The organism is uncultured Nostoc sp., from assembly GCF_964245575.1.
GTDB lineage: Bacteria > Cyanobacteriota > Cyanobacteriia > Cyanobacteriales > Nostocaceae > Nostoc.
Map to the genome: position 1 here is coordinate 1 of NZ_CAXTNP010000228.1, position 13,223 is coordinate 13,223.

General features: G+C 42.9%; 10 protein-coding genes. 5 read left to right on the top strand and 5 right to left on the bottom strand.

Features of this window, described 5'->3' with window-relative positions:
• Positions 1-25: 25 nt before the first annotated feature.
• Complete coding sequence (locus ACFFAP_RS28080; protein ID WP_375514310.1) at positions 26-298, bottom strand: HNH endonuclease; 273 nt, start codon at positions 296-298, stop codon at positions 26-28.
• 2 nt (positions 299-300) lie between these two features.
• Positions 301-642: a hypothetical protein gene (locus ACFFAP_RS28085; protein ID WP_375514318.1), complete on the bottom strand. Its 342-nt coding sequence runs from the start codon at positions 640-642 to the stop codon at positions 301-303.
• A gap of 584 nt (positions 643-1,226) precedes the next feature.
• Between ACFFAP_RS28085 and ACFFAP_RS28090 the strand changes: the two genes are divergently transcribed.
• Positions 1,227-2,672: a RecQ family ATP-dependent DNA helicase gene (locus ACFFAP_RS28090; protein ID WP_375514311.1), complete on the top strand. Its 1,446-nt coding sequence runs from the start codon at positions 1,227-1,229 to the stop codon at positions 2,670-2,672.
• Between the two features lie 966 nt (positions 2,673-3,638).
• Complete coding sequence (locus ACFFAP_RS28095; protein ID WP_375514312.1) at positions 3,639-5,528, top strand: S9 family peptidase; 1,890 nt, start codon at positions 3,639-3,641, stop codon at positions 5,526-5,528.
• A gap of 52 nt (positions 5,529-5,580) precedes the next feature.
• On the opposite strand, the gene ACFFAP_RS28100 is transcribed toward ACFFAP_RS28095, so the two are convergent.
• From ACFFAP_RS28100 to pheS, 3 genes are all read right to left on the bottom strand, one after another.
• Positions 5,581-7,134, bottom strand: coding sequence for an RNA-directed DNA polymerase (locus ACFFAP_RS28100; RefSeq protein ID WP_375514313.1), 1,554 nt, complete (start codon positions 7,132-7,134; stop codon positions 5,581-5,583).
• A gap of 214 nt (positions 7,135-7,348) precedes the next feature.
• Positions 7,349-7,924: a Uma2 family endonuclease gene (locus tag ACFFAP_RS28105; RefSeq protein WP_375514314.1), complete on the bottom strand. Its 576-nt coding sequence runs from the start codon at positions 7,922-7,924 to the stop codon at positions 7,349-7,351.
• A gap of 173 nt (positions 7,925-8,097) precedes the next feature.
• Complete coding sequence (gene pheS / locus ACFFAP_RS28110; protein WP_375514315.1) at positions 8,098-9,090, bottom strand: phenylalanine--tRNA ligase subunit alpha; 993 nt, start codon at positions 9,088-9,090, stop codon at positions 8,098-8,100.
• Positions 9,091-9,545: 455 nt separating this feature from the next.
• Between pheS and surE the strand changes: the two genes are divergently transcribed.
• The 3 genes from surE (at position 9,546) to ACFFAP_RS28125 (ending at position 13,089) form a co-directional block, all read left to right on the top strand.
• Positions 9,546-10,343 carry a 5'/3'-nucleotidase SurE gene (gene surE / locus ACFFAP_RS28115; protein ID WP_375514319.1) on the top strand — a complete coding sequence of 266 codons (798 nt, stop codon included), beginning with the start codon at positions 9,546-9,548 and terminating at the stop codon, positions 10,341-10,343.
• A 287-nt stretch (positions 10,344-10,630) separates the two neighbouring features.
• Positions 10,631-11,527 carry an MBL fold metallo-hydrolase gene (locus ACFFAP_RS28120; RefSeq protein ID WP_375514316.1) on the top strand — a complete coding sequence of 299 codons (897 nt, stop codon included), beginning with the start codon at positions 10,631-10,633 and terminating at the stop codon, positions 11,525-11,527.
• A 497-nt stretch (positions 11,528-12,024) separates the two neighbouring features.
• The gene (locus ACFFAP_RS28125) at positions 12,025-13,089 is read left to right on the top strand and encodes a bifunctional riboflavin kinase/FAD synthetase (RefSeq protein WP_375514317.1); all 1,065 of its coding nucleotides are present in this window, start codon (positions 12,025-12,027) and stop codon (positions 13,087-13,089) included.
• Positions 13,090-13,223: the final 134 nt, after the last annotated feature.

The following is a 13,223-nucleotide window of genomic DNA, read 5'->3' on the forward strand; positions in this document are numbered from 1 at the left end:
TACTCTTTATTTGCCTTCTACGGGTTTATTCGGTCAGGTGCAAGATGTGAGTCAAGCTAAAAGCCCCTGTTTCTGGATCAAACGAGCCTAAGTCAGTGCCTTTATGACGGTTACATCGCCAGCAGGTGAGGGCTAAATTATCAGCATCAGTTGTACCGCCATGCTTTTGGGCAATAACATGATCAATTTCATGGGGAAAAAAGGCAACTCCTGCGGGTAACTGGCAATATTCACATCTGTAGTTTGCGCGTTCTTCTATTAGTCGGCGAAGAACAACCGGAATATAGGTTACACTCACGGTCAACTGGTCAAATAAGATAAGTTACCTGCTTTAATCATCACAACTAAGTGTTCAATACGTTCATACTCATCTAGTTCTTTCAACTCCGTGGGTGTGAGTTCACCTGCGTTACTGCGTGCTAGCAAAGTACGCAACCGTTCTTGCATTTCAGGAGTAGGTTTCAATTCAGCAATTTGTTCAGGAGTGGGATTGCTGGCCAAAAAATCTAGGATATATCGGTAAACTTGTGCTGGTACAGCTGGTTGTTGGAGGCTCAAAGCAAGTAATTCAGGTAAGCGATCGCCTACTTGTGCTAGTTGTTGAGATAATTCTTCTGATACTTCCAGGGTGATTTTCGGCATGGTGCGCTTTCCTGAAGTGTGACCTTTTTCCCATTGTAAACCTGGTAAAACTGGCATCAAATCAATATTGCTCGCTCTACTGTAATATCAACGTTGTAACATCGCGTAATTTCACTAAACAATGCCACGGCAAGCCCAAATAAAAAGCTTCAGGAAACGTTGGTTTTCCCAGATTATCAAAAGAACTTTGATTGTGCTGTTAATACTGGGGCTATTGTTAGTGGGATTCGTCACTTACACTGTACGTCCAAGAGTGCAGAATGTCCTTTCCTTACTAATAGCGAAAGTCATCCCAGAGATGACTAAATATAGCCAAAAATCTTTAGTCTACTTCAGTAGACTTTAGCTAAAAGCCAAAGAAGTTTAGTTCGAGGCGGGTGAAGAAGCTAACAGTTAAGCTACTTTTAGCTTAAATTGACACCAATGAGCAATGCTGTGCCCTTACGAGAAATCTATATGTATCCAGGTTTGTGGGAAATGGTATCAATGATTTACAAACTGAGATGATGAAATTACTGAACCATTAGTTAGATAACAGAGGCTATATTCAGTTTTCAAGGATATAGGTGTATCTACTATTGATTATGAATCAGCCTACAATTAAATCTTGGCAAGAAGTTCTCGCTACGTTTAAAAAAATTTGGGGGTATGAAGATTTCCGTCCACCACAAGGAGAAATTGTCAGCAGTTTATTGGCACAAAAAGATGCGCTGATTATTATGCCCACAGGTGGAGGAAAGTCGATTTGTTTTCAACTTCCCGCGCTACTACAAACAGGATTAACCTTGGTAGTTTCGCCCTTGGTGGCGTTGATGGAAAATCAAGTTCAGGAATTACTACAAAGCAATCAAAAAGCAGCACTTTTGCATAGTGAATTACCTTCATCTCAACGCCGTGTAACTCTGCAAGCTTTAGAACGTCAACAACTAAGATTGCTTTATTTATCGCCAGAAACTTTGCTAAGTGCGCCAGTCTGGGAAAGATTATGTCAGCCACAATTGCAAATTAATGGCTTAATTTTGGATGAAGCCCATTGTTTAGTGCAGTGGGGAGACACGTTTCGCCCAGCTTATCGCAGATTAGGGGCTGTGCGTCCTGCATTGCTAAAATCAAAACCACCAGGAACAAAAATCAGCATCGCCGCTTTTACTGCGACTGCTGACCCGTTAGCCCAAAAGATTATTCAAACAGTTTTACAATTACAGCAACCAGAGATTTTCCGCTTGAATCCCTACCGTCCTAATTTGCATCCTAGCGTTCGCATTGCTTGGACACCACGAGGTAGAAAACAACAATTATTAAAGTTTATTCAAAATAGACCGCAACAATCGGGATTAGTTTATGTTCGCACCAGGAGAGATAGCGAAGATTTAGCCCAATGGTTAGCAGAGATGGGTTATGCAACAGCTAGTTATCATGCAGGATTGGGTGCAACCGAACGCCGTGAAGTAGAAGCAAGCTGGTTAAGTGGCAAAATCCCCTTTGTTGTGTGTACTTGTGCGTTTGGTATGGGGATTAATAAAAGCAATGTAAGGTGGGTTGCCCATTTTCACGCGCCACATTTGTTATCTGAATATGTGCAAGAAATAGGCCGGGCTGGAAGGGATGGGAAACCGGCCGAAGCACTGACATTAGTAAGTGAACCTACCGGGTGGTTAGATCCAGAGGATAAGCAAAGACAGCAATTTTTTCAAGAACAAATGCGATCGCAACAACAAATAGCGCAGCAACTTGTGAAAAAATTACCAAAACAGGGAGAAGTGAATGCTGTAACTCGACAATTTCCTGAAGGTGCAACAGCGCTAGCTTTACTCCACAGCAACGGTCAGCTAAACTGGCTTGATCCTTTTCATTACACCATTGCTCAAAAAGCCGGAAATCAACCACCAACGCAATTACACGCTGCTAAACAGATGCATCAATACCTGACAACTAAGCAGTGTCGTTGGCAGTTTTTGTTAAATGCCTTTGGTTTTGACAAAGAAGCTGCTAACTTGCGTTGCGGACATTGCGATAATTGCCGTCAATGAGTATAAAAGACTCGTTCACGAGTATAAAAGACTCGTTCACGAGTATAAAAGACTCATTCACGAGTATAAAAGACTCGTCGCCGAGTATCAAAGACTCGTTCACGAGTATCAAAGACTCGTCGCCGAGTATAAAAGACTCGTTCACGAGTATCAAAGACTCGTTCACGAGTATAAAAGACTCGTCGCCGAGTATCAAAGACTCGTTCACGAGTATAAAAGACTCGTTCACGAGTATCAAAGACTCCTCGCCGAGTATCAAAGACTCATTTACCAGTCAATGACCACGGTAGAATAGACATTATAATTCCCACCCCACAAATAACTGGTTTACAGCAGAATTCAAGTATTTGAACCACATCTATCGTAGGGGCACAGCATTGCTGTGCCCCTACTGCGTGGTCTATTTACCTGAAAATAGCTGTAAATTAAAGTAGGACTTACGCAAAAATCGCCCAAAAGCTTAATTTGTCGAACCGCCTTCGCGCAGCGTCTCCAAGAGTTGACGTCATCGCGTAGCGTCTCGTTAGAGAAGAACGCCTTCTCTTGGAGAGGCTCCGCCAACGCGCAGCGTCTCCAAGAGTTGAATTCGTAGAGTGTGCGTAAGTCCTATAAAGGTAAAAATCATTCTCTCCTGCCCCCTGCCCCCTTGCCTCTTTTTGACTAGAAAGAAGAAGGTACAGAGCAAGTAAATTTATTTATGGAAAATAAAAATATGTATGTAATGACACGTAGTGCAAGAAATACTACGTTAGTGAACTTGAGCAAGCGCATTTATGCGTGGGGAAAGAAATTGCGAATTGCGTAAAGCCTGCGGCATAGCTTCGCTTAGAGCGTAGCGGGGCGTAGCCCATTGCGAATTGCGAATTGATTTGACTTTTGCCTTGCGGTACTAGGTTCACCCAATAGGATGAATTGTCATTTTCATAACCAAGTGACAATAGGGAAGTCAAGTAGAGGATAGAAAATATGTCATCTGCTCAAGCGCTCTCCCTACCACCATTGATTCCGCGCGAAATTCTGTTTGGGAATCCCGAAAAAACCAGCCCGCAACTCTCGCCTGATGGCAAGTACTTGGCATATATTGCCCCCGATGAGAAAAATGTCTTGCAGGTTTGGTTGCGAACTGTAGGACAAGAAGACGACCAGATACTAACTGCTGACAAAAAGCGCGGTATCCGCATTTTCTTCTGGACTTATAACGCCGACCAGTTGATTTATATGCAGGACTCGGATGGTGATGAAAACTTTCACCTCCACTTGGTTAATATTCACTCCAAGATTGTGCGTGACTTAACGCCATTCCAGGGTGTGAAGGCCGAACTAGTAGAACTAGAACCCAAATTTCCAGATCAAATGCTGGTAGCTTTGAACTTGAACAATCCCCAAAAGTTTGACGTTTACCGCATCAACCTAAAAAATGGTGCTGTGGAGTTCGACACCGACAACCCCGGTAATATTATCAGTTGGACATCTGACGCTGATTTCCAAATACGTGCAGCGACAGCTAGCACAGCCGATGGTGGTTACGACCTCTTATTGCAGAAAACGCCAGATAAACAGTGGGAAATTCTTCGCCACTGGGGGTCAGAGGAAGAAGGGAATTCTGTAAGTTTTTCGGCTGATGGTAAAACCCTTTATATTCAAGGGAATCACGATGCTAACGCCAAACGTCTTCTAGCTGTTGACCTAGACACCCGTCAAGAAACTGTGATTGCTGAAGATGAGCAGTATGATGTCGTGGGGATAATCATTCAGCCACTGACGCGAGTTATCCAAGCAGTTTCTTTCTACAAAGATAAACAGGAATGGCAAGTAATTGACCAGAGTATCGCCGCAGATTTTGAGGAAATCGCCAAGGTGCGTCCTGGAGAATTCTCTATAATTAGCCGCGACTTGGAAGATAAAACCTGGTTGGTAGCTTATAGAACTGACAATGGCCCAGTTTATTACTATGCCTACAACCGAGAGTCCAAAAGCAGCACTTTCCTTTTTAGTAACCAACCCAAACTCGAAGCGTTGCAATTGGCATCAATGCAACCGATTTCCTACGAGGCGCGGGATGGTTTAACTATCCACAGTTACCTGACAACTCCTGTAGGAATACCTACCCAGAATCTACCAACAGTACTGCTGGTTCATGGTGGCCCTTGGGCGCGGGATACTTGGGGTTTTTCTCCCACAGCGCAATGGCTAGCTAACCGGGGTTATGCTGTTCTGCAAGTGAACTTTCGCGGTTCCACTGGTTACGGTAAAGCATTTTTGAATGCTGGTAATCGCGAATGGGCTGGCACAATGCACAACGACTTAATTGACAGCGTGAACTGGCTGGTAGAACAAGGCATTTCTGATCCGCAAAAGATTGCGATTATGGGCGGTTCTTATGGAGGTTACGCCACCCTAGTGGGGTTGACTTTTACACCCGAAATCTTTGCTGCTGGTGTGGATATTGTGGGCCCAAGTAACCTGATTACCCTGATAGAAACTATACCGCCTTATTGGGAACCGATGAAGGCAATGCTTTATCATCGCGTTGGCAACTTGGAGACAGAAGAGGAGTTTCTCAAATCGCGATCGCCTTTATTCTTCGTTAACCGCATTCAAAAACCTTTACTCATCGGTCAAGGTGCAAACGATCCGCGAGTTAAACAATCAGAAAGCGATCAAATTGTCAACGCAATGCAACAGGCTGGTTTACCAGTGCAATATGCACTTTATACAGATGAAGGACATGGTTTTGCCAGACCAGAAAATCGCTTGCATTTTTTTGCGATCGCCGAGGAGTTTCTGGCCAAATACTTAGGTGGTAGATTTGAACCTTTGGCAGATATCCCCGGTCATTCAGGAATAGTTAAATAAACTCTCAAAATGGTGGTTAGTGTAATTCACCGACCACCTTAAATTGCCAAAGTCAGAATCTACCAGAGGGACCACTAGTAGAGCTTGGCGGAATAACTAAGGGAGTCTTACTACCATAAAAAGTAATGCCATTATCCTTTAGCAGAGAAAACCAAGGATCTTTTGATACGTAATCGACTCCTTTAGATAAATGCCCTTGTAGATTAGCTTCATAACAAAGGAGCCATTGCTCACCATAAAGCTCATCTTCATTTAAAAATTGTTCCCATGTACTTGTATCTAAATTTTCTTTAATCTGTCCTTGCTTACGCGCATTTAAAGCTAAAATTGCTACTATAGAATCTTCCATTTTAGAAATAGACTCTGTAGCTAGCTTGTTAATTGATAAGTCAAATACCATTGCTGACCAAATAGCCCAAGCTACTTCACTGCTATGTCCAAGTATTGCATTTCTATAGATTTGAAAGTTAAGAACTTCTTCAAGTAAGGATAAGTTAATGTTATATTTGCTTACCTTCTTTTCTTGAATTATTGAAAGAGAATCACGTAAAGTACTAGGTTCAATAGTAATTGACTGTAAGAGAAGGCTTTCAAGAAGAGACCAATTCTCTATATCAAGGTTGTTAATATTACTTATTCGGGCAACTGCATATTTAAGTACTGGTTCTCCAGGAAATTCATTTCTAAGTTGAAATGCTTTATCAAAATAACGAATAATATCTTGCATTTGTGCAAGTCCACTTTCGCTAAATTTATAATCAGATAGTTCTAAAACCCATATTGAATCCAAAGAACACGGTAACTCAATAATTTTGGTTTTCTCAAAGTTGATAGTTAATTCAAACTCTGAAAGGACCTGTTGAATTTGGCTTAAAGCTGATTCAGCATCTGAAATATTTTGAAATACAAACTCATAATCATCACTATAACGGAAGCCTTTAAATGGATAACTACAAGTGTTTTTTAATCGTTTTTCTAGTTCTATATCTGTTGTACAAAGTATCAGTTCGGCAATGACTAATGAAGTATCTGGGCCAATAGGAATACCTAGTGTTTGACCATCTTGACTATTTCTCAAAATTTTATCAAGATTATTTCCCAGAAGAGTCATGTCATTTCTCTGTTCTTTAGCCAATGATTTTCCATGTATTGCCCAGGGAATACTATGAGTGTAAATATATTGATAAAATCGAGAAATGTCTGTATGTAATATATATCGTCCAGCTATCCTATTTTTAGCTCTTTCAACAGGAAGTAAGTAGAAATCGAGAACAGGTGAAATAGAACGTTCACGCTGTGGAAGAGGCGTATAAGTAGGCTTACTTTTGGAAAAACTAGAACGTTTTGTTATTTGATTAATTGTAGACCAATTAGTATCTAAAAAATGAGAAATTTCTAAGAAAAATACTGGATTTGGAACACCTAAGTTTCTTCTTAAGGAGTTATATCTAACATGATTATGGCTATAAATTTTTGCAGTTCTCTTAGGGTAACGTGCAAACGTTATTTTACTAGAAGTAGCAAAATCAGCGAGGGAAATTGTATTAAAAGGAGGAGGCAGTTCTTTTGGGAAATATCCTCTAGCTATTAAATCTCTCCTATTCATCTTCGGTATCTTAGGATTACAGGATTTACTATAAGATATGTTGCCCTGAAATCGAGACGAAAGCAATCGTAATTGCAGTTAATAGAATGGGGTAACTATACTCAAGCAAGGTTTTTGTAGGTTAAAGAAGCTCCTTCAGCCGCAACTACGCAAGAAAACTGCGTGATCGCACCTCTCAAATCACTTCCTCTGTCTTCCTTTTAACCACATTGCTTTATCCAGAGTTGAGTACTTGCTCTATGGTTAGCTGTAATTCTGGGAAAGTAGTAGAAGCGATCGCAGTGTTTCCTGTAAATCTGGTTTCTTCATAAAACCCATCAACTAATGTTAGTACGGTAACTCTGTTCATTTGTGGATCAACAATCCAATATTCAACAATTCCCCTTGCAGCATACTCAGAACGTTTGTAGCGATAGTCCTGATCTTCATTAGCTTTGCCAGGAGAAACGACTTCAACAACTAATGCCGGAGGTGGCATATCAAGAGTGATTGTAGATCGCGTTGCACCTTCTAAGGCTGTTGCAAGTTCATCTGTCAGCACAACTAAGTCAGGAATACGAGTTGTCGCACGAGAACCACAGACGACAATTTCAGCTTTGTTACTCAACCGATTGAACGGGACGAACTTGAGGAAATTTACCAGCAAAAATAGAGATATCTGGACATTTTTTGGGCTTTCGGGTGGCATTGCAACTAACTCACCTGCCACCAGTTCATACTGGCTATCAGTGCGATCGTCATACTTCAAATATTCCTCAAGCGTTAGACGTTTGCCAGTGATTATAGTCATATCATGTCAACAGAACAGAAGTTACGTACTGATAGTTTACTAAATTCATCAATCCCGATCTATTATTTAAAACCACAGATAATTCATGGGTATTTATCTGTGGTTATATTTTCATCAAATTGACTTTTGCAAGACATTTAGTAAACGCCTGATTATTTAAAGCGATCGCTTACCTAAAATTGCTGCAAAAACCGCAAATCACTAGCATACAAGCGACGAATATCATCGATTTGATGTAACACCATTGCAAAGCGTTCTACACCAAAACCGGCAGCAAACCCAGTATAAACTTCTGGGTCATAACCCACAGACTTAAGTACATTTGGATCGACCATACCGCAGCCCATCACCTCTAGCCAGCGCCCATTCCACTGCAAATCTACCTCAGCAGATGGTTCAGTAAAGGGGAAATAACTGGCGCGGAAGCGAATAGGTAAATCACCAAATATTGCTTGTAAAAATACCTTAATTGTGCCTTTAAGGTCTGTAAAAGTTAGTCCCTCGTCAATGGCTAAAAGTTCTATTTGATGGAAAACTGCTGAATGAGTCGCGTCTACATTATCTCGCCGATAAACTCGCCCTGGAGCAACAACCCGAATCGGTGGTTCTTCTCTTTCCATGTAACGAATTTGCACTGACGATGTATGAGTCCGTAAAAGATTACCATCTGGCAGGTAGAAGGTATCCTGCATGTCACGGGCGGGGTGGTCAGGCGGGGTATTAAGAGCCTCGAAATTATAGTAATCTGTTTCCATCTCTGGGCCTTGAGCCACGGTGTAGCCCATACCGACAAAAATATCCAGTGCCCGGTCGATAATGCCGTTGAGGGGATGAATGCGACCTTGGGGGCTGTAAATTCCCGGCATAGTTACATCCAGAGTTTCAGCCTCTAGCTGTACCTGAATTTGCGCGGCTTCCAGGGCGACGCGTTGCTGGTCTAGACTAGTTTGCAAAGATTCTTTGACTGTATTGGCGATCGCTCCAATTTTTGGTCGTTCCTCTGCGCTCATCTGCCCCATACTTCGCAACAGCGCCCCCAGTTCCCCTTTCTTACCCAGATAGTTAACTCTGAGTTCCTCCAGACGTTCTAGGGTGTCGGCGGCTGCGATCGCTTTTTCTCCTGACTGCCGCAGTGCTAAAAGTTGAGCTTCTAAATTGCTAGTCATTAGTTCTTAGTTATTGGTCATTAGTGAGCCAGGGCGGTCTTGGGGGTTTCCCCCATGAGTGACTGGCGTTAGCGCAGCGTTAGCGAGGCACGAGCGTCACCCGTGAGGGTCATTAGTCATTAGTCTATAGTCAAAAGCTGTGAGTTGCTCGATAAATCAACTTACAGCTATGCCATTAACATCAGCCGCATGTGAGGGTCGAAACCAAATCTCTGTTTATCAGTTGCAGACGATTGGGCTAGCACAGGGGGCGCGTAAATCTAGCTAACATGTCACTTACAAGACTTGGAAATTGAGCAACTTGTCTTCAAGGTAGGCAAACTTCCGCCTTGCAGTACTAGTGAGTATAAATGTTTTTTGCTACTTGTGACCTCAGACATTGACAAATGGCTAATAACAAATAACAAATAACTAATGACTAATGACTAATGACTAATGACCAATGACCAATGACTATGAAATTACTAATTAGCAACGATGACGGCATTTCTGCCTTGGGTATTCGTACCCTAGCCAACTACTTGGCAGAGGCAGGTCATGATGTGAGTGTAGTTTGCCCAGATCGAGAGCGATCGGCAACTGGACACGGATTAACTCTACACCAACCCATTCGCGCCGAAATTGTTGAAGAGATTTTTCATCCTGCTGTCAAAGCTTGGGCTTGCGATGGTACGCCTTCAGATTGCGTCAAATTGGCGCTGTGGGCTTTGCTAGATACTCCCCCCGATTTGGTTCTCTCTGGCATTAATCAAGGTGCGAATTTGGGAACTGAAATCTTGTATTCCGGCACTGTTTCGGCGGCAATGGAAGGTTTAATTGAAGGCATTCCCAGCGTAGCGCTGAGTCTTATTAGTCACACATCTAAAGACTTTCAACCTGCTGCTAAGTTTGCCAAAATTCTCGTAGACCAGTTAGCCCAAAAACCCCTGCCGGATTTAATGTTGCTCAATGTCAATATTCCTGCCCTTAAGTGGGAAGAAATTGCTGGAGTTACTCTTACCCGTCAAGGAGTACGGCGTTATATTGATGTGTTTGATAAACGAGTTGATCCTCGTGGAAAAACGTACTACTGGTTAACCGGAGAGGTAATTGAGGATGTAGAACCCTCAACCGAATTAAATTTGCTTCAAAATGTACCGTTAGATGTGCATGTTGTACGTAAAAACTACATCAGTATAACTCCGTTACAATACAATCTTACTTACGCAGATGGGCTAAATAAATTATCTGAGTGGGAATTCAATTTTCTGTGAATCAATTGATTTATCAGGATAAAACTAAAATTATTTAAAGCCATCAGAGAAAAATGTAGGCTATAACGTAGGGGCACTCTTGAAATAACTGATACACATCGACCTGAAAAACTGGAAAATTTTACTTGAGAGTATTTCATTCACATTTACACAATCAGCCAGAAACAGGGTATGCTGTTTTACCAAGAAATCCTTCCTCTAGCAGAATCGGTGAGACAGCATAAACTTAGACAAAACAAGTAGCAATTTTTCCACTTATCGCCCGCTCAGTCCAGCAAGCAACACACATGTCTAGGATAGAGAATCAATTTACCGTACAATTTTGGGGCGTTCGCGGCAGCATCCCCAGCCCAGGGCCAAACACCGTTCGTTACGGCGGTAATACCCCTTGCATATCAATGCAAGCGGGCGATAAACGCTTAGTTTTCGATGCTGGCACGGGACTACATGTTTTGGGGCAATCTTTGTTGCGCCAAATGCCGTTAGAAGCTCATATATTTTTTACCCATTCTCACTGGGATCACATGCAGGGTTTTCCCTTTTTTACGCCAGGATTTGTGAAGGGGAATGACTTTCATATCTACGGCGCGATCGCACCTGATGGTTCTACCATAGAACAGCGCCTCAATGACCAGATGTTGCACCCGAACTTTCCCGTACCCTTGCAAATTATGCAAGCCAATTTAAGTTTCTACGACATTCGACCAGGGCAACCAATCCACATTGATGACGTTACCGTAGAAACAGCACCTTTAAACCATCCAGGTGAAGCTATAGGATACCGCGTCAACTGGCGTGGTGGTGCTGCTACTTACATCACTGATACCGAACATTTTCCCGACCGACTCGATGATAATGTGCTGTGGCTAGCTCGTAATGCTGACATTCTGGTTTACGATTCCACTTACACAGACGAGGAATACTATTCCCCCAAATCCCCGAAAATTGGCTGGGGACATTCGACTTGGCAAGAAGCGGTGAAAGTGGCACAAGCTGCTAATGTCAAAACTCTGGTGATTTACCACCATGACCCCGCACACGATGACGATTTTTTGGATTGTGTAGGGAAACAAGCGGCGGCGAAATTTCCTAAGGCGATCATGGCACGGGAAGGATTGGTACTTCAGATTCCCACCTCAGTTGTGTTATCAGAATCTTTTCCTGTTAGTAAGTTTTCTACCTAAAGATTGCGATCAGAGGAATTGGAGATTTTAGATTAGATTGGTGATCAGAAGCTTTCAGCGTGAGAGCGTACCTGTTGGCTGCACAGTGAGACAGCGTTGCCCAGAGTTGTCACGCCAACCATAAAATAAGGGCGACAACAGGAGGACATACCTTATAGCACCAACACAGCCCAGGCACCCACAGACGCCCTAAGATTGCGGCTGATCGGAGGGTAAAACCTCGTTGCAGTCTCAACAAGGAACTAGAGCCTTTTTAGCTCTGGTATTTGGGGTTATCTGGACTTAGTAATTAGCTGTCAAGCTAATAGCACAAGATATCATCTTGGGCAACTTCCCGTGGGTTAGGCTTTTGGTTGATAGCTAAAAGGGGTAGAATCAACACCCTGGCTGATCGCACAAGACCTTATGGGCAGTTGGTGAATGTCCTCTTCAAGGCGGTTTACCATAAGGTAGCTTCCTGCTGATAGCTAAAATAAACCTAAAATCTCAGAATCCACGTGCTAAATTTGTCTCAAAATGGGTGTTCTGTGTGGGTTGCTTCTTCTAGCGTTGGGCTGCTAACGCCGACTGCTGTTGCCCTTGGCAAGTTTGATGGTGTTCATCTTGGTCATCAAAGGGTAATTCAGCCAGTCTTGCACACTGATGGTCAGTTGTCAGTAGCTAGTAGTCCGCAGTCAAAGGAAAATCAAGAATATATTTACTCAACAGTTGTCACCTTTGACCCCCATCCACAGGAATTTTTTACGGGGCAGCCCCGGACTTTGTTAACGCCACTGGATGAAAAAGTCCAACAATTGCGATCGCTTGGGGTAGAACAACTGGTACTACTACCCTTTGACAAAGAATTATCTGCTTTGACCCCCGAAGAATTCGTCGAAAAAATTCTTGTGCAACAACTGCGATGCCAGCAAATTAGCATCGGGCAGGATTTTTGTTTTGGCGAAAAGCGCAGTGGCACTGCCAAAGATTTGCAATTAATCGCCGCCAAGCACAATATCCCTGTTACCATCGTTCCCTTACAAACTTATACAGGTGACTCGCCCACCGAAAGCAGTTGCGTCAGTACTAATCCAACTCAGGATGCCCGCATTAGCACTTCATTAATTCGCCAAACCCTTGAGCAAGGCGACATCGAAAACGCAAATCTACTACTAGGACGCCCCTACACTCTCCTTGGTGTTGTCGTTCAAGGTCAACAATTGGGCAGAACAATTGGCTTTCCCACCGCCAATCTCCAACTACCAAAAGAAAAGTTTTTGCCCCGCCAAGGAGTCTATGCTGTCCGCGTTTTCATTCTCAGTGAAACATCAGATGTCGCTCCTAGTGAGAGCTTGGGCGTAATGAATATCGGTAACCGCCCAACTGTAAATGGTACTTATTCATCTGCGGAAGTACATTTATTCGATTGGTCTGGTGATTTGTATGGCAAAAAACTGGCTGTAGAACTAGTGAAATTTTTGCGCCCTGAACAAAAATTTGCTTCTCTAGAAGCCCTGAAAACCCAAATTAAACTTGACTGCGTTGTTGCTAAAGAAATTTTGAGTGCTGAGTGGGAACAATAGATAGGGCATTGGGCATTGGGCATTGGGAATTGGCAATTAGGAATTGGGAAAATTCTTCCCTAGTCCCCAGTCCCCAGTCCCTAGTCCCCAGTCACCAATCCCCATTACCCCTTATCCCCAGAGGGGGCCCCACC